This window comes from Mucilaginibacter ximonensis (genome assembly GCF_042686265.1).
GTDB lineage: Bacteria > Bacteroidota > Bacteroidia > Sphingobacteriales > Sphingobacteriaceae > Mucilaginibacter > Mucilaginibacter ximonensis.
Map to the genome: position 1 here is coordinate 100,263 of NZ_JBHUPD010000001.1, position 24,677 is coordinate 124,939.

21 protein-coding genes, 1 tRNA gene and 1 pseudogene are annotated in these 24,677 nt (G+C 42.6%); 11 read left to right on the top strand and 12 right to left on the bottom strand.

Going from position 1 to position 24,677, the window contains the following annotated elements:
- Nucleotides 1-113: 113 nt before the first annotated feature.
- The 3 genes from ACFS5N_RS00460 to ACFS5N_RS00470 form a co-directional block, all read right to left on the bottom strand.
- Nucleotides 114-686, bottom strand: coding sequence for an adenylate kinase (locus tag ACFS5N_RS00460; RefSeq protein WP_377181074.1), 573 nt, complete (start codon nucleotides 684-686; stop codon nucleotides 114-116).
- 61 nt (nucleotides 687-747) lie between these two features.
- Nucleotides 748-821, bottom strand: a tRNA-Arg gene (locus ACFS5N_RS00465).
- A gap of 85 nt (nucleotides 822-906) precedes the next feature.
- Nucleotides 907-1,368: a redoxin domain-containing protein gene (locus ACFS5N_RS00470; RefSeq protein WP_377181076.1), complete on the bottom strand. Its 462-nt coding sequence runs from the start codon at nucleotides 1,366-1,368 to the stop codon at nucleotides 907-909.
- A gap of 185 nt (nucleotides 1,369-1,553) precedes the next feature.
- Between ACFS5N_RS00470 and ACFS5N_RS00475 the strand changes: the two genes are divergently transcribed.
- The 3 genes from ACFS5N_RS00475 (at nucleotide 1,554) to atpC (ending at nucleotide 4,610) form a co-directional block, all read left to right on the top strand.
- Entirely contained in the window at nucleotides 1,554-2,540 is a 987-nt protein-coding gene (locus tag ACFS5N_RS00475) for an NAD(P)H-quinone oxidoreductase (protein WP_377181078.1), read from the top strand.
- A gap of 234 nt (nucleotides 2,541-2,774) precedes the next feature.
- Nucleotides 2,775-4,280: a F0F1 ATP synthase subunit beta gene (gene atpD / locus ACFS5N_RS00480; RefSeq protein WP_377181080.1), complete on the top strand. Its 1,506-nt coding sequence runs from the start codon at nucleotides 2,775-2,777 to the stop codon at nucleotides 4,278-4,280.
- Between the two features lie 81 nt (nucleotides 4,281-4,361).
- Complete coding sequence (gene atpC / locus ACFS5N_RS00485) at nucleotides 4,362-4,610, top strand: ATP synthase F1 subunit epsilon (RefSeq protein WP_377181082.1); 249 nt, start codon at nucleotides 4,362-4,364, stop codon at nucleotides 4,608-4,610.
- A gap of 119 nt (nucleotides 4,611-4,729) precedes the next feature.
- Here atpC and ACFS5N_RS00490 read toward each other — a convergent pair whose 3' ends face one another.
- The 9 genes and pseudogenes from ACFS5N_RS00490 to ACFS5N_RS00535 form a co-directional block, all read right to left on the bottom strand.
- Nucleotides 4,730-5,281, bottom strand: coding sequence for a WcaF family extracellular polysaccharide biosynthesis acetyltransferase (locus ACFS5N_RS00490; RefSeq protein ID WP_377181084.1), 552 nt, complete (start codon nucleotides 5,279-5,281; stop codon nucleotides 4,730-4,732).
- Nucleotides 5,262-6,675 (bottom strand): annotated as a pseudogene (xrtY, locus tag ACFS5N_RS19685) (exosortase Y). The gene ACFS5N_RS00490 and the pseudogene xrtY overlap by 20 nt, the downstream one beginning before the upstream one ends.
- 36 nt (nucleotides 6,676-6,711) lie before the next feature.
- Entirely contained in the window at nucleotides 6,712-7,860 is a 1,149-nt protein-coding gene (locus ACFS5N_RS00505) for an XrtY-associated glycosyltransferase XYAG1 (RefSeq protein ID WP_377181090.1), read from the bottom strand.
- A gap of 5 nt (nucleotides 7,861-7,865) precedes the next feature.
- Nucleotides 7,866-8,729: an ABC transporter permease gene (locus ACFS5N_RS00510; protein ID WP_377181092.1), complete on the bottom strand. Its 864-nt coding sequence runs from the start codon at nucleotides 8,727-8,729 to the stop codon at nucleotides 7,866-7,868.
- Nucleotides 8,713-9,843, bottom strand: coding sequence for a glycosyltransferase family 4 protein (locus tag ACFS5N_RS00515; protein WP_377181094.1), 1,131 nt, complete (start codon nucleotides 9,841-9,843; stop codon nucleotides 8,713-8,715). The genes ACFS5N_RS00510 and ACFS5N_RS00515 overlap by 17 nt, the downstream gene beginning before the upstream one ends.
- Entirely contained in the window at nucleotides 9,836-11,623 is a 1,788-nt protein-coding gene (asnB, locus tag ACFS5N_RS00520) for an asparagine synthase (glutamine-hydrolyzing) (RefSeq protein WP_377181095.1), read from the bottom strand. Before asnB ends, ACFS5N_RS00515 begins: the two co-directional genes overlap by 8 nt.
- A 123-nt stretch (nucleotides 11,624-11,746) precedes the next feature.
- Entirely contained in the window at nucleotides 11,747-12,256 is a 510-nt protein-coding gene (locus tag ACFS5N_RS00525; RefSeq protein WP_377181097.1) for a UpxY family transcription antiterminator, read from the bottom strand.
- 24 nt (nucleotides 12,257-12,280) lie between these two features.
- Entirely contained in the window at nucleotides 12,281-14,716 is a 2,436-nt protein-coding gene (locus ACFS5N_RS00530; protein WP_377181099.1) for a GumC family protein, read from the bottom strand.
- Complete coding sequence (locus tag ACFS5N_RS00535) at nucleotides 14,716-15,504, bottom strand: polysaccharide biosynthesis/export family protein (RefSeq protein WP_377181101.1); 789 nt, start codon at nucleotides 15,502-15,504, stop codon at nucleotides 14,716-14,718. Before ACFS5N_RS00535 ends, ACFS5N_RS00530 begins: the two co-directional genes overlap by 1 nt.
- 90 nt (nucleotides 15,505-15,594) lie before the next feature.
- Between ACFS5N_RS00535 and ACFS5N_RS00540 the strand changes: the two genes are divergently transcribed.
- The 8 genes from ACFS5N_RS00540 (at nucleotide 15,595) to ACFS5N_RS00575 (ending at nucleotide 24,580) form a co-directional block, all read left to right on the top strand.
- On the top strand, nucleotides 15,595-16,344 hold the full coding sequence (locus ACFS5N_RS00540) for a glycosyltransferase family 2 protein (protein ID WP_377181103.1): 750 nt from the start codon (nucleotides 15,595-15,597) through the stop codon (nucleotides 16,342-16,344).
- 98 nt (nucleotides 16,345-16,442) lie between these two features.
- Nucleotides 16,443-17,546, top strand: coding sequence for an MraY family glycosyltransferase (locus ACFS5N_RS00545; RefSeq protein WP_377181106.1), 1,104 nt, complete (start codon nucleotides 16,443-16,445; stop codon nucleotides 17,544-17,546).
- Nucleotides 17,547-17,645: 99 nt separating this feature from the next.
- Entirely contained in the window at nucleotides 17,646-18,641 is a 996-nt protein-coding gene (gap, locus tag ACFS5N_RS00550; protein ID WP_377181108.1) for a type I glyceraldehyde-3-phosphate dehydrogenase, read from the top strand.
- Nucleotides 18,638-19,072, top strand: a complete 435-nt coding sequence (locus tag ACFS5N_RS00555; RefSeq protein ID WP_377181110.1) for a GNAT family N-acetyltransferase — start codon at nucleotides 18,638-18,640, stop codon at nucleotides 19,070-19,072. The genes gap and ACFS5N_RS00555 overlap by 4 nt, the downstream gene beginning before the upstream one ends.
- A 104-nt stretch (nucleotides 19,073-19,176) precedes the next feature.
- On the top strand, nucleotides 19,177-20,367 hold the full coding sequence (locus ACFS5N_RS00560; RefSeq protein WP_377181112.1) for a phosphoglycerate kinase: 1,191 nt from the start codon (nucleotides 19,177-19,179) through the stop codon (nucleotides 20,365-20,367).
- A gap of 307 nt (nucleotides 20,368-20,674) precedes the next feature.
- Nucleotides 20,675-21,973 (top strand): hypothetical protein, encoded by a 1,299-nt coding sequence (locus ACFS5N_RS00565; protein ID WP_377181114.1) that lies wholly within the window; start codon nucleotides 20,675-20,677, stop codon nucleotides 21,971-21,973.
- Between the two features lie 199 nt (nucleotides 21,974-22,172).
- On the top strand, nucleotides 22,173-23,327 hold the full coding sequence (locus tag ACFS5N_RS00570; RefSeq protein ID WP_377181115.1) for a DUF5007 domain-containing protein: 1,155 nt from the start codon (nucleotides 22,173-22,175) through the stop codon (nucleotides 23,325-23,327).
- Nucleotides 23,328-23,764: 437 nt separating this feature from the next.
- Nucleotides 23,765-24,580, top strand: a complete 816-nt coding sequence (locus ACFS5N_RS00575; RefSeq protein WP_377181117.1) for a hypothetical protein — start codon at nucleotides 23,765-23,767, stop codon at nucleotides 24,578-24,580.
- The last annotated feature ends 97 nt before the right edge of the window (nucleotides 24,581-24,677 follow it).

A 24,677-nucleotide genomic window follows, 5' to 3' on the forward strand; every position in this document is an offset into this window, starting at 1 on the left:
ACCTGATATCAAAATTAAAAATCCAAAATCAAGTATATCGATTTTGGATTTTAATATTCTTACTAATTCCGAATTCGAACATCCGAAATCCGATATCAGAAGGAATTTCGATATTAATAAGACGCAATTACAGTATTAATGGCAGCAAATATCTCTTCGATAGACCCTATACCATTGATGCTTTTAAACTTGTTTTGGTCTTTATAAAAACCTGCGACAGGTGCAGTTTTTTCGTTATATTCTTTAATTCTTTTGCGGATAATCTCCGGGTTAGCATCATCAGGGCGGCCTGAATCTTTACCTCTCAATAATAAGCGGTGCTCCAGTTCATCATCATTAACCTCTAAAGCAATCATGCCTGATATAGCGGTTGCTTTGCTTTCCAATAGTTGGTCAAGCGCTTCGGCTTGTGCTACTGTACGCGGAAAGCCGTCAAAAATAAAACCTTTAGCTTCTTTGTTAGCGTCAAGTTTGTTACTGATCATACCAATCACAACGGCATCGGGTACTAATAAACCCTCATCCATCAGCTTTTTAGCTTCAAGACCCAGCGTTGTACCCTGCGCAATTTCACCGCGAAGTAAATCGCCTGTTGACAGGTGTATCAGACCGTATTTCTCGATAAGTTTTTGTGATTGAGTACCTTTACCGGCACCTGGCGGGCCAAATAATACTAAGTTGAGCATGTGCGTTTTAAAAATTAAAAGCCTTCCGGTAGCTATATACTGAAAGGCTCAACTAAACTTGTGCACTTGTAGGGATTCGAACCCCAAACCTTCTCATCCGTAGTGAGATGCTCTATCCAATTGAGCTACAAGTGCGCTATTCTATTTCGAATAATCCGCTGTTTTTAACGGACTGCAAAAATAGGATATATTTTTAAAAGTCCTTAAAAAATTTTCAAATTTACTTAACAATCTCCGCAATAGCCGCAAAATCAGGCAAATCCTTTGCAGACTCCAATACTTCGGCGTAGATAATTTGCTGGTTCTCGTCTACCACAAAGGCTGCACGCTTAGATACACCTTTCAGTCCGAATACAAACTCGTCATAAATAGCGCCATAAGCTGTTGATACTTCCTTGTTAAAATCAGACAGCAAATCAAATTGGTAATTATACTCTTCCTTAAATTTAGCCAATGTAAACGGCGAATCGACAGAAATGCCCAGGATCGTGGCATTCAGGCCGTCATAATAACCAAAGTTATCGCGCATTGTACAAAGTTGCTCGGTGCAAGTGCCCGTAAACGCCATCGGGAAGAAATGGATAATTACTTTGCGGCCCTTAAAATCGGCCAATGAAACCTCTTTTAAAGCTGATGAATATAATTTGAACTGCGGTGCCGGCTGGCCTATAGTTAATGACATAGATATAGTATTTATTAAGACAAAGAAATAATAAATAAACTAAAGTACTTTATGAAATGTATAATTGTTACTGATATTATTTTGTCATGCTGAGATACGAAGCATCTGCCGGGCGACTTGAACGCTTGACAAACACATCGGCAGATTCTTCGCTATCGCTCAGCATGACAAAATCTTTTTAAACTATGAAAGCCATCATCATCACCCAACCCGGCGCGCCGGGAGTTTTACAAACAGCCGAACGGCCAAGCCCTGCTTACGGCAGGGATGAAGTATTGGTAAAAGTTGCGGCCGCAGGTGTAAACCGGCCGGATATTTTTCAGCGCAAGGGTAATTACCCACCGCCATTGGGTGCACCGGCTGACATCCCCGGTTTGGAGATAGCGGGTACCATTGACCAGATTGGTGATAATGTTAAACGCTGGAAGATCGGCGATAAGGTTAGCGCCCTGGTTACAGGCGGTGGGTATGCCGAATATTGCAATGTGCCTGAAGGGCAGTGTCTGCCCATACCTGAGGGATTAAACTTCGTTGAAGCCGCCTCGCTACCTGAAACTTTCTTTACCGTTTGGAGCAATGTATTCGACCGGGGTAAATTGCAGCCGGGCGAAAGCTTGCTGGTTCATGGCGGATCGAGTGGTATTGGGGTTGCCGCTATACAAATGGCCAAGGCATTGGGCAGTAAGGTGTATGTTACCGCAGGCAGCGACGAGAAGTGCCAAATATGTCAATCGTTAGGTGCAGATGCGGCAATTAATTACCGCACCCGCGATTTTGTTAGCGAGATAGAAAATATCACCCATAAAAAGGGTGTGGACGTAATATTGGATATGGTTGGCGGTAGCTATACGCCCCGGAATTTGCAGGCACTGGCTGAAGATGGAAGGCTTGTATTGATTAATACGATGGAAGGGAGAGACGTACAGATTGATCTTTCTATAGTGATGCGCAAGCGTATTTGTATAACCGGCTCTATGTTGCGTCCGCGCAATGTTGAATTTAAAGCCGCTGTAGCAGCTTCTCTTGAAAAAAATATATGGCCGTTGCTAACCTCCGGGAAGATAAAGCCGGTGGTAAATGCCGTGTTCCCGGCACACCAGGCTGCCGACGCCCATGCTTTGATGGAAAGTGGCGACCACACTGGTAAAATTGTACTAACCTTCAATATTTAATGTTTGTTTCATAAGGCACTAAATATCAATTTATTATAATTTATGATTGATGTTTTTTAAAACATTTAGGCATAAGCGCTAATTGGCTGGGCTTTTAATCATTACCGGAGCAAAAAAATCTTACTCCAAGTATTTTAATATTATATTATAAATCTTAACTTTGCGCCCTAAAATAGCGCGAAAAGGTTTCTAGTTATTTTAACAACGTATATTTAAAAAATTACACGGTTATATATGCCAAACATTGGAAAAATATCACGGATCATCGGTCCGGTAGTAGACGTTAGCTTTGCAGAAAATGCACATCTTCCTAAAATTTACAGTGCGCTTGAAATCACCAAAGAAAATGGCCAGAAGGTTGTTTTAGAGGTTCAACAGCACTTAGGCGAGGACCGCGTTCGCGCCATCGCGATGGATTCGACAGACGGATTATTACGCGGCATGCCGGTTGTTGATACTGAATCAGCAATTAAAATGCCTGTAGGCGAAAACATTAAAGGTCGTGTATTTAACGTAGTTGGTGGCGCTATTGATGGTATTGCTGATTTGGATAGAACCAATGGTCGCCCAATCCACGCTACTCCTCCACGCTTTGAGGACCTGTCAACCGAAACCGAGGTGCTGTTTACCGGTATCAAAGTTATCGACTTGTTAGAGCCTTACGCTAAAGGTGGTAAAATTGGTTTGTTTGGTGGTGCCGGTGTAGGTAAAACGGTATTGATCCAGGAACTGATCAACAACATTGCCAAAGCTTATGACGGTTTATCAGTATTTGCCGGGGTAGGTGAGCGTACACGTGAAGGTAATGACTTATTGCGTGAGATGCTGGAGTCGGGCATTATTAAATATGGTGATGCATTTATGCATTCAATGGAAGAAGGTGGCTGGGATCTTTCTAAGATCGATGCCGAGGCTTTGAAAGATTCAAAAGCAACCTTCGTATTCGGACAAATGAACGAGCCTCCTGGTGCACGTGCACGTGTAGCGCTTTCAGGTTTGACTATCGCTGAGTACTTCCGCGATGGTGATGCTGAAGGTAAAGGCCGTGATATATTATTCTTCGTTGATAACATCTTCCGCTTTACACAAGCAGGTTCTGAGGTATCAGCGCTATTAGGTCGTATGCCGTCTGCGGTAGGTTACCAGCCAACTCTGGCAACAGAGATGGGTACCATGCAAGAGCGTATTACTTCAACCAAACGTGGTTCAATTACTTCAGTGCAAGCGGTATATGTACCTGCGGATGACTTGACCGACCCTGCGCCGGCAACAACCTTCGCTCACCTGGACGCTACTACTGTATTATCTCGTAAAATTGCCGAGTTAGGTATTTACCCTGCGGTGGATCCATTGGATTCAACTTCACGTATTTTGAGCCCGGCTGTATTAGGCGACGAGCATTACAACACAGCTCAACGTGTAAAAGAAATCCTGCAACGTTATAAAGAGTTACAAGATATCATCGCCATCTTAGGTATGGACGAGTTATCTGAAGAAGATAAATTGGTGGTATCGCGCGCTCGTCGTGTACAACGTTTCTTATCTCAGCCTTTCCACGTAGCCGAACAGTTTACCGGCTTAAAAGGTGTGTTGGTTGATATTAAAGAAACCATTAAAGGCTTTAACATGATCATGGATGGCGAAGTTGACCAATATCCTGAATCAGCCTTCAACCTGGTAGGTAGCATCGAAGACGCTATTGAAAAAGGTAAAAAATTATTAGAAGAAGCAAACGCGTAATTATAAGAAACAAGAGACAAGAATCAAGAAACAAGACAATAAATCTTGAATCTTGGTTCTTGATTCTTAACTCTAACACACATGACATTAGAAATCCTTACTCCCGATAAGAAAGTGTATGAAGGCGAAGCTACTTCGGTAAGTTTGCCGGGCACTTTGGGTTCTTTTGAGATATTGAATCATCACGCTCCAATTATCTCAACACTGCAAGACGGTAAGTTAACCGTTCGCGGCGGTGGCAAAGAAGAAGTTTTTTATATTAAGGGTGGTGTTGTTGAAGCGTTAAACAACGTAGTTACCGTTCTTGCCGAAGGCATTGAGCACCGCTAATAATTAAAAGATATTGTTTAGAAAGCCTGGACTTGATGTCCGGGCTTTTTTTATGGTTATAAACCACCTTTTGCGGCCAGGAGCTAAACTTTGGTGTCAAAATATAATAGACGTAGCTATTAGCTAATCACCCGGTCACGTATTTTAACGGCAGGGTTGCCCTGGTAAACGCTATAGGCTTCCAGGTTTTTTGTGGCGACGGAACCGGCGGTAAGTACCGCATGCGAGCCTGCAGTAACGCCCTGATTTACGATGGCTTTTGCACCTATCCAGGCGCCTTCTTCAAGAACAACTGCGCCGGTTATAAGGTCGAATTTAGATTTTTTATAATTGTGGCTGCCGGTCAGAATCATCGCGCCTTGCGATATACACGCGTTAGCGCCTATGGTAACCATTACCAGGCTGTCTATCCAAACCTCTTCGCCAATCCATGAATAGTCGCCAATCACTAAGTTCCACGGATATTTGATATTGACATTTGGCTTGATGGTAACACCCTTGCCAACCTGGGCTCCAAAGGCACGTAGTAAAGCAATCTTGAAGCCATAAACAGGGAAGAGGCTCGTTTTAAACACCAAACCGTTTACATAATGCCACAATATCCGCTTAGCAGCAGAACCCCCCGGCTTATAGCAGCAGTTGTTGTAAGATTTAAGCTCGGTTTTTAACATCGTTTGCTGTGGTGCCGGTATCGGCTTTAACCCAAAAATACAAGCTTATGCTTATAAGTATATAAATAAGGCCATTAAATATGGTATGATGGTCGATGATCTGGCCATTTTTTTTATCCCAAAATATCGCCAGAAAAACAAAACGCGCGATGTTTAAAAATTGGATGATTAGTAAGCCGGTTAATAAAAAAATGATCTTAGCATTAAGGGGCTTAGGGAAAGCAATCACAAAAGCGCTGAAAAAGCTCATTACGCCTAAACCTAAACATGAATAAACCAATGTAATCATGCCTTTGCCGGCCACAAGTAAGCTATAGTCATTTGTAACAACGGCAAAGCCGAAGCATTTTAAAATGGCGGCGCTGCACCAAATCAGGAAATCGCGCAGCCATTTGATATAGTTCAGATGTTCGGCAAAAAAAGGTGTATAATGCCGGCCCTGACTGGTGATACTAAAAAAGCCGATATTGAAATAGTAAAATGCCAAAAACAATGCAATAAAGGTTATGGCAAAACGCAAAGGGCTATTTTGTTGAACCATTATCTTGTTGCTTTAGCAGTTCGTCTATTTTAATATCAACCATAAGCCTGAACCAAAAGGCCTGTAAAAAGTGAAAAATAATGCCGGTGCGGCCATCAAATATCCCTAACTGAAATATCATGCGTTGGGTAAAATACAGCACGGGCCGCGCGTATCGGGGTAGTTTGTACCAGTGTTTTTTAAACCAGGCTTTGCGCTCATTAGGCGAACCCCAAAAGGCGGGCCGCTCGGCCGATTGAAAACCCTGTTGCATTCGCTCAACCTCTTGCTGTGCAAGCAGGTCACTGTAACGGTTATGCTTGTCAATCCAGAAACTGATGTGGTTTTCTTTAAGATTTTCTTCCAGTATATGGCCGTCTTTCCAAACTATCGTTTTACCGGGTACCACAAAACGATGGTCCATTTTTTCGCTGGTATCTGAGTATCCGGTACTGTACCTGAACATTTTGAGCAAATAAAAGGGATAGTAGCCACCATGTTTGATCCAGCGCCCTTTAAAAAAGTTTTTGCGGTTAAAGTAGATCCCATTTATGCCGGTAAAATCTTCATCTCTGAAATTGAGCAGGTGTTTTTTCAGCTCGGGTGTTACTACCTGGTCGGCATCCAGGCAAATAACCCAGGGTGTTTGGATAGGGCAGTTTTTAAGTGCGAAGTCCCATTGCAACGGATGATTTACAAAGGTATGATATATCACTTCGACGCCGAATTGCCGGGCAATAGCCAGGGTAGCATCCGTACTGCCTGAATCAACCACAAACACAGGTGCCTGCAATTCGGCAACAGACTCCATGAAGCGTTGCAGATGCAGTTCTTCGTTATACGTTAAAACTATAAATGAGTACGGCGCGCTCAAATCAGATCTGTATTTTGTTGCGTAAAAGTAACCAAATTATAGTTGAGGCGATGTTATGATTTGGCTGTACATGCCAATGTAACGCTGAACGAGTCTGCCTTCATCAAAATCAGCATAAATCAAGGTCGGGGCAGTATCGCTCATAAGTTGCAGTTTATCTTTTTGATTGATGGCAATTTCATTGATCATACCGGCAATTGATTCAGGTTTCGCCTCGCATACCCAGCCCAGGTTATTCTCCGATACATAATCGGCAAGGCCAACACCATTACTTATCAATACAGGCGTGCCTGCGCTCAGGCTTTCAATTACCACGTTGCCAAAGTTTTCGTTTTGCGACGGCAGTACCAGCAAATCCTGACCGGCAAGTACCTCAAACTTATTATCGTGCTGAAAGCCTATCCAGCTAACATGGGCTTCGGTATTATTATAATGGATGATGTTTTTCAATACTTCAACATACTGTCTATCACCGTCGCCGGCTATGGTAAGGTGGTAGGGTACCTTTAGCAGCGGCAAGGCATGTAATAAAATATCCAGCCCTTTTTTTTCGTCTATCCTCGAAAAAAACAAAAGTTTAAATAACGGGCTGCTATCGTATGTTTTCATTAGCATTGACGGGGCGATCTCTACAAAATTAGGTATGTCAAATATTTGCCTTGGTGAGATGATTTGCTGTAACGATTGCTGCTCGGCAGGAGAGGTGGCGTGGATATAGGAATGATTTAGTAACGATTTTCCTATAACTGAATGAAAGAGCTTTTTTAACAAGCTTTTTCTATAACCGAATGAATAATTGCTTAAGGTCCCACGCGGAGATATGACTACAGGCACTTTTTTAATCTGCCCGATTAATGCCGATAGTACCGAAACCATATTCCACCAGGCATGAATGTGGATGGCGTCATACTGTTTTGCATTGCGCCACAAAGCTTTTAATAAAGCCGGCGACAGGTGGGAGTGATCTTTGGTAATGCGTTTAAAATAAGTTACCCGGACGCCATCTACAATTTGTTTGGTATTGGGTGGGATAGGCAATTCTTCAGGGCCTTTGGCAGTGGTGGTATAAACCTGTACCTGGCAGCCGGCTTTAATAAGCTCTTCGCTTAGTTTGGAAACCGACATGGTTGGGCCTCCGTAAATGTAGGCAGGCTTATAAGACGCGTTTATTTGCAGTATTTTCAAATCACTCAAATAGTATCTACAAAATTTTTCTCGACCTTGTTAAAGATCAGCGTACCCAACAAAAATATAATCACGGTAACACCGCAGCTATAACCTAAAAGTTCCCAACTGAAGGTGCCCTTGCTTAAAAAACCATATCTAAAGGTTTCTAAAATACCGGTGATTGGATTGTATTTAATGACATTGGCGTACTTAGGATACTTTTGCAGCGCCACAGAAAGGGGATAAATTACCGGTGTGGCATACATTAACAACGGAACGCCAAAATTCACTACAAAGGCTAAATCACGGTATTTGGTAGTTATTGCCGATACCATCATACCAAGCCCAAGGCCTTGGGCGGCTACCAGCACAATGAGTAGCGGAAAAAGCAATGCCATGCCGTTCGGCATTACAGAAAACCCCTTGATATTAAAAAATATCATCGCTATTACGAATAGCAGGAACTGAACGCCGAAGCGAACGAGATTAGAAAGTACGATGCTCAACGGCATAATTAACCTCGGAAAATACACCTTGCCAAACATGGCGGCGTTGTCTCTGAATACGGTGGATGTTTTAGTGAGGCAATCTGCAAAGTAGTTCCATAAAGTGATGCCTGCCAGGTAAAACAGCTGAGCAGGGATGCCATCCGTAGGGATGCCGGCCAGATTATTAAAAATAAATGTATAAGTTATGGTGGTAATGATGGGCTGCACAAAGAACCAAAGCGGCCCCAGGATGGTTTGCTTATAAAACGCCACAAAATCCCGACGAACCAGCAGCAGTAACAAGTCACGGTAATGCCATACATCTTTAAAATTTAAGCTGAGTAACTTATTGTCGGCAGTTATTTCAGTATCCCAATGTTCGTCAGCTAACGGGTTCATGCATTAACAATTGTTGCAGTTTGTTGATATAATTATCCTGGTTAAAATGTTGCAGGCATTGTTGCTGCAGGTTTTGCCGGTATTCAATGGTGAGCGGCTTGCTTAAATAGTCTTCAATACCGCGCTGTATCTCATCCAAATTATCAGGATCGACGGCTTTGCCTAGTTCGCCATTACGTATCGCATCCATACTGCCATCCACATTACCGCAAATAACCGGCAGCCCAAAAGACATCGCCTCAATAAATACAATACCAAAACCTTCTTTTTTACTCGGCAGTACAAATAAATCGGCCATTAAATAATGGTCGGCCAGCTCTTTTTCGCTTATAAAGCCGGTTAAAATTACAATATCTTCTACATTATAGTTTCTGGCCAGTTGTTTAATACGGGCCTCTTCACTGCTGTCGTACTGGCCTGACAAAACGTATTTTATTTTCGGAAAGTTAACGCGCAGTTTGCCCAGCACTTTAATTACTTGTTCATATCCCTTATATTGTTCTGTGGCGGCCAGGCGGGTGAGTGTAAACAGTACTTTGTCGTCATCGGCAAGCCGGTACTTTTGTTGCAGGTACCGGGGTTTGCTAAAACTTGATGGCGGCGGCATGAACGAGTCGATAGCGTTGTTCAGTACCACGCATTTGCCGGCATCGACATTGTGCCAGCGTATCATTTCCCGTTTGGTAAAGCTGCTAACGCAAACAATTTTATCGCATTTTTTCAAAAATAGTTTCCTTACGGACGATAAGGGTCGCCAAACTTCAATGCCATGTGCAATAAGCCACATTTCGCATTTAGGATTGATAAACTTGGCCAGCAGCCCGATCACAGCCATATTAATGTGGGTAATAATAATCACTTCTGATGATTTTGCTACCCTGATGGCCTTCATTACAAATGAGTTTCGTTTTACATTAAACCCTTTAAATCGTTTTGGCGACAGGTATTGGGGCATTAAATCTTCGTCTTTGTCATAAACAGACCATAGCTTGAAATCCCAATTGTGCAACGCAGCTACTGTTTGTAACGAGTGTGCAAGGGTGCGCGTCATTTTCTGAATACCCCCGGTAGTACTAAATGTTTGTAAAGTAAGCAGTACTATACGCTTAGGCATGGTTTTGTAGTTGGAACAGGGCAAAGGCTTTCGACCAATGGATCCTGTTGTTTCTGAAACTTGCGATAACACCTTTGGCTGTCTGGTTTTTATAAAAGCTTTCGTCTGCGATGGCCGAATGATTACTCATCCATTGTTGCAAGGGAAAGCTGAACCCCATTTTAGGCCTGTCCCACACGGCTTTGGGTAAAATATCATTAAAGGTATCAATTAAAATCTTTTTAGGCTGATTTTTAATTAACCGTATTTGTGGCGATATGCTGTAAGTTGTTTGCAGGAAATCTTCGTCCAGAAACGGCACCCTTACTTCAAGGCCGTGGTTCATACTCATCACGTCTGTATCGCGCAGCAACTGGTTCTGCATATACAGGTTTGTTTCAAGCAGCGAGGCCGTTTCAGGTGTGTATTTAGTAAAGCTTACATAGCTTTCATTGTTGAATAATACTTCGTAAACCTGTCTCTCGTCGCAATTTAATATCGCTGCAATATCAGCGGGTACAAACAACCCCCGTAAAAAAAGATAGTCGGCCAGCGGATGGTCGACGCTTAAAAATATTAATCGCCTGTATTTATCGTCAGTTAACCGGGCCAAGTTCTTAATTAATGAACCGGGTAGCTTGCGCAGATACCTGAGCAGCCCGATACGGTTAAACGACGGATATCCCCCAAAAAGTTCATCAGCGCCAATGCCTGATAATACGGCTTTTAAGCCATCCTGAACCGCGTATTTGCTTATAAACCAGCTGTTGATGCCATCTGTTGTAGGCATATCCATAGCACTAAGCACCTGGGGGAAAAAAGTATCAAAGTCTTGCTGCTGTACCAGGTGGGTATATTTCTCGCCGCCTATTTTGTTAAAAACGGCTTGTTGATACCTGCTCTCGTCATAGGCTTTGTCGTCAAAAAAAATAGATACCGTTTTAAGGCCCTGCTGTTTTTGTTCGGCAGCTAATAGGGTAAGTAAGCTCGAGTCGATACCTCCGCTCAAAAATACACCGATGTCGGCATCCGCAATTAACTGGCGTTTTACTGCAGCTGTCAGCGACAACTTTATTTGGTGATGTGCTTCAGCAAGATCATTTATGACGCTAGTAGCCGTATGATGCCTGTAAGATTTGATTTGAACCTGACCGGTTTGATGGTTCAGGCTCAGGATTTTTCCTTTGGGTAAACTATAAACGTCTTTATACGTGGTATATGGCTCAGGGATGTGCCCGTAAGCCAGAAAGTTGATTTGCCAGTCAGGGTTATCGGCTATTGGTATCCCGGAGGCTTTTATGGCCCTAATCTCTGAAGCAAATATTAACTGCCCGTTGAGCGTAGAATAATAGAGGGGCTTGATACCCGACTCGTCGCGAACCAGGTAGGTTAGGGATTTAGTCTTATCATAAAGGGCAAAAGCAAACATTCCCCTCAATTTATCAAATGCCCCGATGCCCCACTGTAAATACGCTTGTATGATTACCTCGGTGTCTGTATCAGAATGGAAGCGTGATCCAAGATTGATAAGTTGTTGCTTTAACTCTGCGTAATTATAAATCTCACCGTTAAAAGTTATCCAGGTTTTTTGTTCAGTATCAGCCATAGGCTGGTGTCCGTTTGACGTTAAATCAATAATCGACAGCCGACGATGACCGAAAACCAGGCCGGCATCTGTGTCTGCAAAGATGCCGGCATCATCGGGTCCGCCATGCTTCAATACATCGCACATCAAACTTACTTTATGCCTGAGCTCTTCGCTATTGTATTGAGTTGAAATTATCCCCGCAATTCTGCACATAAATACCTATAGATAGATAGCTGCTGTTTACAGCTTCGCCGCGTAAGTTACAGTTTAGTTTAACTTATCAGTTTATTGGTTTCAGTCATTTTTATTGCAGCTGTAACGTCAGAACGATAATAGCTAAAATCTGTCAATTAATTCGGCCGAAACATTTACAATTATTGAGCAGCCCAGATGTTCAAGTTTTAAAACCAATTGTTTTTGGGTTCGATAAGAAATTATCTCGCCGGCAATGCCTTTTAACGGCCCTGCTTTAATTAATATTTTTTCGCCCGCCTGCAGGTTTTTTTCAGTTATTTCAAGTTCATACGGGCTTGCCAGCAGCAGTTTCATATCTTCAATCTGTTTGCCAGGCATGGTTGCAATTTTATTTGAAAAGTAAATAAAGCGCGATATACCTTTGGTCATCAGTACCTCAGTACGTTGTTTTTCGTTAATAAATACAAACAGGTATGATTTGACAAGGGGTTCTTCTACCCATTTTTTCCTGTCGCTCCATTGCTTTAATTGTTTATGCAGGGGTAGGTAGGCAGTTATGCCTTTGTTTATTAAAGCTTCATAAGCTTTCTTTTCGGCCCGGGGGTGCGTATAAACCGGGTGCCATTGGTTAGCGTCTGCATTTTTTGTCATATACGTATTCAAAAATGACAATGTCTAGTTTTTAAACCAACGCCATATTTGCCACCATTTTACATCGTTATCGTTGTCAACGTAATAACCAGAGCTTTCATAGCCGCTATAATCAGAGTAATAATAATATTTTCCGTAGCTGTCGCCAGCTACTTTAGTGGTATAGTATCTTGAATGAAGCAAATCTTGTGCAAATGCGTTGAGTACAATTACGGTGTTATTCAGGTTATATTCATGCTCGATACGCTGAGGCACGGTAGCCGCATAGAACTTAGATTTGCCCGACCGGATAACAAACAAATTGATATCACTCATTCTGATCAGCGGGATAGCATCTGAAACCAGGCCGATAGGCGCCGTGTCAATCATGATCACATCATACCGTTCTGAGAGCTCAGCCACCAGTTGTTTCATTTTGTCAGAATGCAACAGTTCAGATGGGTTAGGCGGCACGGGGCCTGAAACAATAAAATCTAATTCGCTTTGATTTGAATGGTTGATAATATCGTTAAGCGTACATTGGTTTGACAGGTAACTGCTCAAACCCAGATCATTAGGTACATGGAACGTTTTATGCAGCTTTGACCGCCTTAAGTCTGCACCTATTAATATTACTTTTTTATCAATCAGCGACAGCGTGCTTGACAGGTTAACCGCTACAAACGATTTGCCTTCGCCGGCAACTTCTGAGGTAATGCATATTACCTTACTTTTCTTCTCAGCCGCCAGGAAATTTAAATTGGTACGTACAGCTCTTACCGACTCGGCAAACAACGATTTCGGTTTGCTTAGCGCCAATATCTGGCTGCTAAACTCATCAATCTCGTCAGGATACTTGCGTATTACCCCAATAATAGGTACCGTGGTAAGGCTTTCAACGGTTTCTTTGTCGTATATATAGGGGTTTAAAATTCGTATAAGTAATATGGCGCCTAAACCTATAGCTAAACCAATTAATATTGCTTTTTGATGCGTCCCGTGTTCATCTGGCGATATGGGGCTGTAATTAGGCTGCGCCTGGTCTACAATAGTGGCACCCGGCAGTATACCGGCACGGTAAATTTCCTGATCTATTTTTTTTTCAGACAAAAACGAATACACTTTATCGTTTACGTCGAAATCTCTTTTTAAACTAACCAGGTCGCGCTCGGCAGCGGGCATTTCGGCAATTTTACTGTTAGTAGCTCCCAGCTGTTCCTGCAAAAACCTGATCTTATTTTGTATAAGCTGCGCTGATAAAGTGATGCTGTTCAGTGCATCATTTTTTACCTGTAATATTTGCCTGTCAATGTCCTGTATTACCTGTGATGTGCTGTTGTAAGTTTTAAGATAGGCATTTTTAGATGTTAACAATCCGTTAAGGCTGGATATTGCACCGCTAAGCTGTCCGTCTACTGTACCGCCTCCTACAACCAGGTTTAAATTGACGTTTTCTTTACCCTTAATTATATCCTGTTTAAGTTGATTGATAGACAGCATGTCTATCTTTAACAAGTTAATCTGCGACTCGATATCTTTACCTTTGGCAATAACCTGTTCTGCGGCCGAATTAACGTCGATTAACTTGTTACTTTGCTTAAACTCTTTGATAGAGTTTTCAGAACCTTTCACATCGTTCGACAAAATCTCCAGCTGGCTGTCAATAAACCTGATCATTTGCGAAGCAGATTTAGACCGCTGATCACGATCGTAGTTCAGGTATTCTTTCATTACCGCATTCAGTGCATCGGCAGCAAATTGCGGGTTCATGTCGGTTTCGCGCAAGTTCATCATATTTGAATTCTTGGCGACTTCGTTAGTTTGCAAACCGGCTCTGATACGAGATACCAGATCTTCAGGAGCGTTAAGTTTAAACAGTATCAGCGTAGTTCTTGTCATTTCGCCGGGGTACTGAATGCTGAAAGCCGTTGAGCCTATGGTAAATGGACTATTGTAGCGGTAAGTTTTCTGTATTTCCCTATCGCCTTCAGTATAAGAGATATTAAATGTGGATTTATTAACCGGCCTGAAACTGATGAGCCCCCGATAAAAATCGGCACTGTCTAGTTTAAGTATGCTTACCTGAATGGGTTTGCTCGGATATAGCTCAGAGGTGCGGTTTAACACGCGCCCTACTACGTAGAAACTAATGCGGTAGTCTAACTGCTTTACGGCGTTTAATAATAAAGGCGTGCTGGTTATTACAATGGTTTCGCTGGGTATGCGCGAGTAACTGGCCGGGCGGTCTGCCTGCGTAGCCGTACCTACCAGGTCGCCAATTTCTGACTTCCTGTCCTCAAACTTCATTATAGCCGAAGTAGAGTAGATTTTTGGCGTGTACCACAAATATATATTTGACACTAAAACGCAGAATACAATGGAGCCCGCTATCCAATACCAGCGGCTTAGCAGGATCTTGGCTATCTTGTAATAGTCAAACTCCTGATGGGGGAGTTTTTGTTTTGATCTCTCCTGTTCCATTAGCGGTGTGCAAACGTATAAATAATTAAAGCCGCATTAATTACCAGTAAAACGGGCTGAACTATGAGCGAAAAATTTTGCAAATTGGCATTGCGCACCGCTTTTTTATTTTGCAGTACATACACAATATCATCATTTTGAACGTAAATACGTGGGTCTGACAAGGTATTGATGTTACTCAGATCTAACTGATCAATTTTTGAATGTTGATTTGTGCGGATGATTTTGACAGTTTTTTCATCTGCTTTATCGGTAAGGCCGCCTGCTTGACCTATTACCTCAATTAACGTTGTACGATCTTTAACCAGCGCAATATTGCCCGGTATTTTAACTTCGCCGGCGATGGTGACTTTGAGGTTAACTATTTTTACGTCAAGCAATGGTTGTTTCAGCTCTTTGCTGTAAAGTTCTTCAATTCGTTTTCTGGCTTCAGTACGTGTTAACCCAGCTATTTGTATGCGGCCAAGTACGGGTAACCCAATGGTGCCGTCGTCATCAACAGTATAGGTATTGTTATTATTTTCGCTATTGTTAGCGTTGTTCTGCATGCCAGATTGTACGCCTAAAACACCAGCCTGCTCATTAATGATACTGCGGTTGTTTTGTACATTGGTAATCTGCAGAATGTCCTGAGGACGAATGCGATAATTGGTTATATTTGACGCGCTATCGGTTGGTTTTACGCCTGTAACAGCCGCTTTTTGCTCAAATAAATATTGATCTTGCTTGTACGAACAAGAAACCGAAAGAAGCGACACAAACAAGAAGAGAAGTATTAAATAGCGCATAATTATTTAAACAGGCTTAGCATTTAACCTTTTAAGGTAAGCAGCTCAAAACTACGATTTTGTAAGTATAAACAGTGTATTTTTTAAGAAGTGCAGCATTTAAAAATTTCGTTAATAACCGTTACACTTAATGCCCAAAATACTATTGGCCGTTGTATTGACTCTGTTAAAGCACAAAACTATAACAACCTTGAGTATATTATAATTGACGGCGCATCGGCCGATGCGACTTTGCAAATAATAAGCCAGCACCTGAAATTTATCAATCATTTGGTGTCAGAACCTGACGCAGGAATATATGATGCAATGAACAAAGGCATCCGTTTGGCAACCGGAGACGTAATAGGCATTTTGAATGCAGACGACCATTTTGCGACAAATGATGTATTAAATAATATAGCCGCTGCTTTTGCCAACCCCGCCTGCGATATTGTTTACGGAGATTTGAATTATTTGAAACCAGACGGTAAAATATTACGTATATGGCATACAGGTGATTATAGCCATGGCAGGTTTAACTGGGGATGGATGCCGCCGCATCCAACATTTTATTGCAGGCGCATTTTTTTCGAAAAATTAGGCGACTATGATAAGGCATTTGGCACGGCTGCAGATTATGAACTGATGTTGCGGTTTATGCATTTGCATAAACTGAATGCGGTTTATCTGAATAAAACGCTGGTTAACATGACCATAGGCGGGGCGAGCAATCAAAAATTTAGTAATCGCTTACGCGCCTGGAAAAATGATTTTAAAGCAATGGGGAAAAATGGGGTGTTTTTTCCACTATTATGTGTAATTTTTAAACCAGTAAGAAAAATTCTCCAGTACGTAAAGTGATGGCGGGGTTCTTGTTATTTTATTCAGAATTGCATGATCGTTATTACGTCCCAAGAATATTTTGGTTGCTGATTTAAACCGTTTACGCTAAAAATTATATGCCGGAGTTTTTTACTCATTACCAAATTTTTTATTATTTGTGTGTTGTTGGCTTTGCCGCCTTACTTTCTGTAATTTCCATCCCCTCAATTCTTCACGTAGCACGCACCCGTCATTTGTATGACGATATCGGCCATTTCAGAAAACAGCATGACCATGGTATTCCGCGCCTTGGCGGTGTAGCTATTTTTGTTAGTTACTGTGTTACAGCGCTTGTGTTCACTATCGCCGATAAAACATTCCCGGTTGGGTATTTACTTACAGCAGGTATCATACTATTTATTATGGGCCTTAAGGATGACCTTTCCGGAGTAAATTCAAGTACCAAATTTCTGGTTCAGTTTGTGGCGGCATTAATATTAGTTATCCTGGGCGATATCAGGCTAACCAGTATGTATGGCGTTTTTGGTATTTATGACCTGCCGTTTGTCATTAGTGCTGCGTTGTCAGTTATTGTAATTATCATGATCATAAATGCCTTCAACCTTATTGACGGTATAGACGGCCTTGCAGGCATAACCGGCATACTGGCAAACCTGGCATTTGCCACCCTGTTTTTTTATATCCGGCAATATGAGTTTGCGGTGATATCTTTAATTCTGGTAGGTGCAATCGCGGGTTTTCTGCGTTATAATATCACGCCGGCAAAAATATTCATGGGCGATACAGGTTCATTATTCATCGGGTTGATATCAGTAGTAATGGCAATTAAACTTATTGAGCTCACCAAAGTAAATACACCCGGCATCCCACCGCTCGGCGCAACCCCGGCTTTAACGGTAGCTATATTGATAGTGCCTGTTTTTGATACTATCCGTATTTTCTTTATCAGAATTATGAGCGGGATATCCCCCTTTGAGGCTGATAGAAATCATATTCACCATCGCATATTAAGACTAGGTTATACCCACCTTCAAACCACGCTGATCTGTGCAGGTTTTAACCTGGTTTGTATAACTATCTCGTTGCTGTTTAATAGTCTGGGCACTTTTGCGCTGGTAAGTATTATCTTCGTTATCTCGATATTATTCAACTGGGGCATAACCTTCACCCTAAGGTCAAAAGAACGCGAAAGCCTGGCTTTGCGCAACCTGTTTATTTAAGCTACTGGTTTAAAATCTAACTTGAATGTCTGTTTATGCGGTATTTTTTAGCCGTATTAAACTGTTTTGGTTATTTTCGCGTTATCTACGCAACACCCTATGAAAATAGCAATAAACGGATTCGGCAGAATAGGCCGTATTTTTTTACGCCGCATCTTAACCAAGCCTGGCATAGAGGTAGTTGCCATAAATGACCTTACCGACGCCGCCACACTGGCGCATCTGTTTAAATATGACTCTGTGCACCGTGGTTTCACCGGAGAAGTTTCCTTTGATAATCAGCACCTCATCGTTAATAACAATAAGATAAAAATACTGGCTGAGCGTGATCCGGTAAAACTGCCCTGGAAAGAACTTGATATTGATCTGGTTATTGAATCAACCGGCAAATTTGCCTCACGCGCAGGTGCTCAAACACATCTGGATGCTGGTGCAAAAAGGGTGATTATATCGGCGCCTTCGGCGGATAAAGATATCCCGACAGTAGTTTTAGGCGTAAATGAAGATGAGGTGGATCTGAATGCTAGCATTTTGTCTAACGCATCGTGCACCACCAACAATGTGGCCGCCATGGTTAAAATACTGGATGATAACTGGGGAATTATTGATGGCTACATTACCACCGTACACTCCATGACCGGCGACCAAAGTCTGCATGATGCGCCGCATAAAGATTTGCGCAGAGCGCGTGCAGCATCGGCATCAATTATACCAACAACAACAGGGGCCGCCAAAGCCATTACCTCTATATTTCCGCACCTGGCGGGGAAATTAGGTGGGGCCGGCATTCGTGTGCCCGTGTTAAATGGTTCGCTGACAGATTTTACCTGTATCTTAAAAATACAGCCATCTGTTCAAGAAATTAACCTTGCGTTTAAACAAGCTGCGCAGGGTGCTATGAAAAATATTTTAGAATATACCGAAGACCCAATCGTATCGGCCGATATTGTAGGCAACACCCATAGTTGTGTTTTTGATGCCCAATTAACTTCAATAGTTGGCGACCTTACAAAAGTTGTGGGCTGGTATGATAATGAAATGGGCTACTCGAGCCGTTTGGCCGACCTGGTTGAAAAAATACATTTACCTGCATGATTAAATTTATTTCTGTTGAAGAGCTTTTACCACTGAGAAATACCGTGTTACGCGACGGCAAGCTGACACCTAATGAATGCCGTTTCCCGACCGATAAACTGGATGGTAATTTTCACTTGGGTTATTTTATAAAAGGCGAGCTGGCCAGTATAGCGTCTTTTCATCCGCAAAGTTATGCCCAGTTTAAAGGCGATGGCTACCAGATACGCGGTATGGCTACCTCTGAAAAATACCGCGGGCAGGGCATAGGTACCAAGCTGTTAAATTTTGGTTTGGTATACCTGCGCGAACAACGCGCCGATTACGTATGGTGTAACGCCCGTAAGCGGGCATTGCGTTTTTACCAGGATATTGGTTTTGAGATTGTATCGCCAGAATTTGATATACCGGGTATCGGTCCGCACCATGCTATGTATGTTAAAATATCGTAAACTCCACGATAGATTTACTTACTTATTGCGTCTTTTTTTACATTTCCATTCGGAATTTAGAATTAAATGCTCAATTTGGCGGACTTTAAATTCTGACTTAAAGCATGAAAACTATAGATCAAATTAAATTTACCGGAAAAAAAGCGCTTATCCGTGTGGACTTTAACGTACCGCTGGATGAGAACAATCACGTAACTGACGATAACCGTTTAACCGCGGCTATTCCAACTATCAAAAAAATCCTGACCGACGGTGGCGCAGTAATTCTGATGTCGCACCTGGGCCGTCCAAAAAATGGTCCCAACGAGAAAGATTCATTGAAACACGTGATCCCTTATTTGTCTGATCTGTTAGGCCAGCATGTTGAGTTTGCTGACGACTGCATTGGCGAACAAGCCGTTGAAAAGGCAAAAGCGCTTTCAAGCGGTGAGGTTTTATTGCTGGAGAACCTTCGTTTTTATAAAGAAGAAGAGAAAGGTGATGTTGAGTTTGCAAAAAAATTAGCCTCATTGGGCGATGTATATGTAAACGACGCATTTGGTACCGCACACCGTGCACATGCCTCAACTTCAATCATTGCTCAGTTTTTCCCTGACGCTAAATTTTTTGGTTATGTAATGGCCAGCGAATTGGCTAATGCCGAGAAAGTATTGAACGGTGCCGAAAAACCTTTCACTGCTATTATGGGCGGCTCAAAAGTGTCTGACAAAATTGAGTTGATTGAGCGTTTGCTGGATAAAGTTGATAACCTGATTATCGGCGGTGGTATGGCTTACACCTTTGCTAAAGCCCGGGGTGGCAATATTGGTACCTCATTGGTTGAGATGGATAAATTACAACTGGCTTTAGACCTGGTTGAAAAAGCAAAACAAAAAGGTGTAAACCTTTTACTGCCTTTAGATAATGTTATAGCCGACGATTTCTCGCCAACCGCAAATACCAACGTTGCTAAAACCGGCGAGATCCCTGATAACTGGATGGGCTTAGATATCGGTCCTGAAACTATCGTAGCTTTCAGTAAAGTGGTTGAAGAATCAAAAACTATACTTTGGAACGGCCCTATGGGCGTTTTCGAAATGGATAAATTTGCCGTTGGTACCAAAGCAATTGCCGATGCAGTTGTTAAAGCTACCCAGGCCGGTGCTTTTTCATTGATTGGTGGCGGCGACTCGGCTGCTGCGGTATCAAAATTTGGTTATACCAAACAAGTAAGTTATGTCTCAACCGGTGGCGGTGCGCTATTGGAGTACATGGAAGGTAAAGTATTGCCGGGTGTTAAGGCGATAAACGAATAAACCTCAATCGGCCCTTTATCAAGAAGAGGTCGTTTAAATATAAAGGCTCCGATTTGCTTCGGGGCCTTTCTTATTTATAGCTAAAACCTAATTGCTATTAATAAAAAATACTGCCAACGTTTTGAACGTTAGGTTTAATGAGATAAAAAACTATTTCATCATACATTCTGAAACTCCTGGCTGATGTCGCTTTAAACTATTCGGCAGCGCATTAAAATCAGATTAAAAATAAACGCATAATGGCCCCGTTATCAACTCATTACACCGGTAGTTAATTTACCTGCTATAAACAAAAAAACGTGATGAAATGAAAAACGAACTTCTACCCATGAAACTTCTGGCAGCCATTTTTGTAGCCGCCACGCTATTTACCCTCGGTTGTAAACCCGAAAAGGGAATGTACAATGCCAGCCCGGTAATTAGTACCACCAATTTAACCACTTATGATTATTTAAAAAGCAAGCCCGGCGTTTATGATTCGTTATTAATGCTGGTGAATACCTTTAAAGGTATGAAAACCATTTTGACCGATAGCGCCGTAACATTATTTGCGCCGTCTAACAACAGTTTTCAATTAGCGGTGACTAACTTGAATGATCTTCGCGCGTCGCGCGGGCAGTCGCCTATTTACCTGTCGCAATTGGCGGCGGGAGCAACCGGTTTAACTGATGCAAAAAGCATAGCCTCGGCCAAACTGGACAGCGCAGCGCTGGACACGCTGGTATCCATGTATATTATCAGGAACCTTTATGTAGCCGATGATTTTTCTGTGGGCGACGGTTTAACAGTAAACTCGGTGCGTGGCGGTTACCCCATGCATGGTCAGCGCGTATTTGCCGATGCCGAAGGTTTTTCAAATGGCGGTGTTGAAACCATTCAGTTTGCCGATACCAAACGAAGTTTATTTGTAGCCAAGTGGGCATTAACCACCACTTCATCCGTTAATATAAAAACCAAGAATGGTATAGTGCATTTACTGACCAGCGACCACACCTTTGGTTTTGATGAATATACGGCCCGCATGACCTATGTGCCGCCACCACCGGTAGCCTGGAATTTAAAAACTGATTTGTTGTTTCCATATTGGCCACCGGCTTCAAACTATTATGATGGCCAGGTATCGGCAGGCGAGGTGTTTAGTAAGGTGCTTGACGGCTCAGTACTGACAAAGTTTATCTCAAACGTAGATGCAGGCAATAACTACTATCCGTCATTGTATTGGTTCCCGCGTAATGCCGATGGTAGTACCCGCGCCGCGGTTTGCAACAGCTATACCCTGACTACTGCCAATGACTCAAAACTATACCAGGACCGCGACCCGCGTGCCTTCAAGATTGAGGCTACGCTTGACCCGGCCCCGTGGCAGCTAAGGGCAACACCATTGTTTAATGATATCTACCAGCCAAACCCTAATGCGGTTTGGGTGCAACTGGATGTGCGTCAAGATCAGGACTGGACAACTAACTATCAGGAAAGAACGTTTGACTTTGTTAATAACGTAGCTTACACCGGTTACCGTTTGGTAATATTGCAGGTGGGTACGGGCAGCAGTAGCCAAACGCTTTTCCAGATATCTGAATGGACCATGAATCTCAGATCAAATTAAGCGTATCCTGTTTCTAAAGATTGATCGTATTTCCAATAAAACGGCCCCGGTTACCGGGGCCGTTTTATTTTTAAAAAAAATCAAATAGCACCCAACGTTTGCAAAGCTTGCTGCGATGATGTAATAAAAGATAGCTAAACCTTTTATATATAATAAACTATCTTTTATTTACGGAATAGATTTACCGGGAGATATTGAAGTGAAAATATCAGTTTTTAATATAACAAGTTTAGTGTCTGCAGTGGTAGTTATGTTGGCAGCAGGTTGTAAAAAGTCTTACAATCTGCCCGACAAAAAAAGTTATATAAGCTCGCAGGCCGACTATAGTACCAAGATATTTTCGCCAATCTTAGGGCGTACAACGGTGTATAGCGATGTGTTTAACGCAGCAAACTCAACCTTCCCGATGACGTTTACGTTATTGAACCCACGCTATGGCGACGGCCGCGACGGCAGCGATATTGTGGCTTCGAAGCCAACACTTGTATGGACCGCGCCTTATACGGGTAAAGAAACCAGCCTGGCACAAATAGAAGCAAAGCGACATTTGGAAAACCACCCCATGCTGGAGATAGTTGGAAACGGAGATATTAAACTTTGGTACACGGCCGGCAGACCTGTTATTCAGCCAGCCGACTCGGTGGTTACCCCTCAGCAACAGCATTATTTTGATGTAAAGATCAGCAACAGCGCAGGTACCCGAATTATCAGCAATTTGTCAATCACCCCCACTGTTGAACAGCCATATTACCCGAATGCCGATTATAATACCATAACGGGTTTACCTAATACCACCACACCCGGAGGGCATACAAGGGTTTATAATTATCCTGATGCCCTGAGCGGTATTGTTGGAGAAAGTACTAATTCGATGATGAGTGATCCGAGAAACCCGGCAACGGGGTTGGTGTATCTTTTTATCAGAAAGTTCACCGACCAGGCGGGCGACTCGACAAATGCGGCGGCTAAAGGCCACAGATTAAGAATCAAAGTTCTGGATAAAGACTCGGTAGCCATTAATCCTGCTAAATTCAATACTACAGTTTGGGCCGACCAAATTCACGGATTTAAAAAAGACGGCACACCGGGTGGCGACGTTTACCAGAAATACGTGGAATATAACGTAGCCTACCCGATACCGCTGGCAGACATACCGACTAAGTATACTGCAGGCGGGGTCAACAATACCGCGGGCGGTGATAAGGCGCAAATTAACCTAACGTATTCACGCCTTGGGTTTGGTGGCGTCACACAAATTGGAAAGATCACACAGAGTTTTCAGATTTTCGAGGCTGGCGATTGGGAAATAGTATTCTACTTTAAAACTGAAAATCCAAAGTTTATAAACGATTAAATAACCGGCACGCAAAGGTAGAAAGGGCCGTTTTAATATGACCGCTAATCATGGCGGGCAAATAATAGCGCAGTTATTCCGGTTTGCATTTGGGGAGTACTTGCTCGTGAGATACTGCGCTAACGCCCGCTATGAACTGGCGGAAAATATTAGCTGAGCAGCCCATAACCTAATCACCGCGCAGCGAAATTGCTAACGACTAACCAGTTATAAACCCATTCATGAACTGCTTAAGTTCATCCAAAACCCAAAACATTTCCTCCCTGATGTTTTTACCTGAGCCTGCGGTTTGTTTTTATGCTAAAAGGACAAACCCGGCTCAGGTGGGTTTGGTGCTCCTTCAACAAAGCGGCGTAGAAATAAAAAGTACTTGTCGCCCAACGTTTTAAATTATTGATACGATGATGCAATAAAGAACTATTAAACCATTTATAATCATGAAAAATCTGAAACTTATTTTATTAGGCGCTTTGTTGAGCACTTTTATAATCCAGGGATGTGATAAAACGCATCTGCAGGATATAGGCAACGGCTCAAAGCTAAAGGTATCTAAAACCCAGGTTGCCGTAGGCGAACCGGATAGTGTGATGTTAACGGGAGTTACCAGCACTGATTCTGTGATGTGGAAATTCACTCCTGATGCGAATTTGCATTTTGGTTACAAAAACAATGCAGGTGTAATAGTTTTTAGTGCTCCTGGTAAATACACCATTACCGCACAAGTAAAAGGTGGCCTGCCGTATAGTGTTACTATCACTGTAGTTGCAGGCAGTACTTCAGGATCTGCTGCAGATAGTACCCTCACTAAAACCAATATAATGACTGCCACTACCGATTCTGCTGATTTTGAGCCGATTGTTGGCGATATAAAAGTGCATTTTAGCGCCGGTTATGCTACTACCGATTTTAATACTTACACAGCAAATGGCGATGTTGGGGCGACAACAACATGTCCAACCGGCATAGTTCAGTACACAGCTACCGTTGACACTGCAGATAACTATCTTCTCAACGTAGTGAATATACGCAAACATACAAACTGTGGTGGTCCCGGCTCTGTCACTCAGGATACATGGGCGAGCCAGGTTTTTCCCCATAAATTAATTCGTTTAGGTACACACCAGCTTAAAGTAAAAGTGAATGGCGTAGTTTATGCAGGCAGCTTTACGGTTACTGATAAATCTGTAACCATCAACTGGCCTTACACCAGCGGCGTGATTATGGAAAGCCAGTTGTATTATGAATACCGGTAATTAAATCCTAAGGTACTTACCTATTTCCCCTCCGCGTCATTGCGAGGTACGAAGCAATCTCTGAATTTTCATGCGGGAATGTCCCGTGTAGAGGCTG

What these genes read in the sequence shown, in the direction of transcription:
- ACFS5N_RS00460 (WP_377181074.1), bottom strand. Translation starts at nt 686, where the DNA reads ATGCTCAACTTAGTATTATTTGGCCCGCCAGGTGCCGGTAAAGGTACT.
- ACFS5N_RS00470 (WP_377181076.1), bottom strand. Translation starts at nt 1,368, where the DNA reads ATGTCATTAACTATAGGCCAGCCGGCACCGCAGTTCAAATTATATTCA.
- ACFS5N_RS00475 (WP_377181078.1), top strand. Translation starts at nt 1,554, where the DNA reads ATGAAAGCCATCATCATCACCCAACCCGGCGCGCCGGGAGTTTTACAA.
- atpD (WP_377181080.1), top strand. Translation starts at nt 2,775, where the DNA reads ATGCCAAACATTGGAAAAATATCACGGATCATCGGTCCGGTAGTAGAC.
- atpC (WP_377181082.1), top strand. Translation starts at nt 4,362, where the DNA reads ATGACATTAGAAATCCTTACTCCCGATAAGAAAGTGTATGAAGGCGAA.
- ACFS5N_RS00490 (WP_377181084.1), bottom strand. Translation starts at nt 5,281, where the DNA reads ATGTTAAAAACCGAGCTTAAATCTTACAACAACTGCTGCTATAAGCCG.
- ACFS5N_RS00510 (WP_377181092.1), bottom strand. Translation starts at nt 8,729, where the DNA reads ATGAACCCGTTAGCTGACGAACATTGGGATACTGAAATAACTGCCGAC.
- ACFS5N_RS00515 (WP_377181094.1), bottom strand. Translation starts at nt 9,843, where the DNA reads ATGCCTAAGCGTATAGTACTGCTTACTTTACAAACATTTAGTACTACC.
- asnB (WP_377181095.1), bottom strand. Translation starts at nt 11,623, where the DNA reads ATGTGCAGAATTGCGGGGATAATTTCAACTCAATACAATAGCGAAGAG.
- ACFS5N_RS00525 (WP_377181097.1), bottom strand. Translation starts at nt 12,256, where the DNA reads ATGACAAAAAATGCAGACGCTAACCAATGGCACCCGGTTTATACGCAC.
- ACFS5N_RS00530 (WP_377181099.1), bottom strand. Translation starts at nt 14,716, where the DNA reads ATGGAACAGGAGAGATCAAAACAAAAACTCCCCCATCAGGAGTTTGAC.
- ACFS5N_RS00535 (WP_377181101.1), bottom strand. Translation starts at nt 15,504, where the DNA reads ATGCGCTATTTAATACTTCTCTTCTTGTTTGTGTCGCTTCTTTCGGTT.
- ACFS5N_RS00545 (WP_377181106.1), top strand. Translation starts at nt 16,443, where the DNA reads ATGCCGGAGTTTTTTACTCATTACCAAATTTTTTATTATTTGTGTGTT.
- gap (WP_377181108.1), top strand. Translation starts at nt 17,646, where the DNA reads ATGAAAATAGCAATAAACGGATTCGGCAGAATAGGCCGTATTTTTTTA.
- ACFS5N_RS00555 (WP_377181110.1), top strand. Translation starts at nt 18,638, where the DNA reads ATGATTAAATTTATTTCTGTTGAAGAGCTTTTACCACTGAGAAATACC.
- ACFS5N_RS00560 (WP_377181112.1), top strand. Translation starts at nt 19,177, where the DNA reads ATGAAAACTATAGATCAAATTAAATTTACCGGAAAAAAAGCGCTTATC.
- ACFS5N_RS00565 (WP_377181114.1), top strand. Translation starts at nt 20,675, where the DNA reads ATGAAAAACGAACTTCTACCCATGAAACTTCTGGCAGCCATTTTTGTA.
- ACFS5N_RS00575 (WP_377181117.1), top strand. Translation starts at nt 23,765, where the DNA reads ATGAAAAATCTGAAACTTATTTTATTAGGCGCTTTGTTGAGCACTTTT.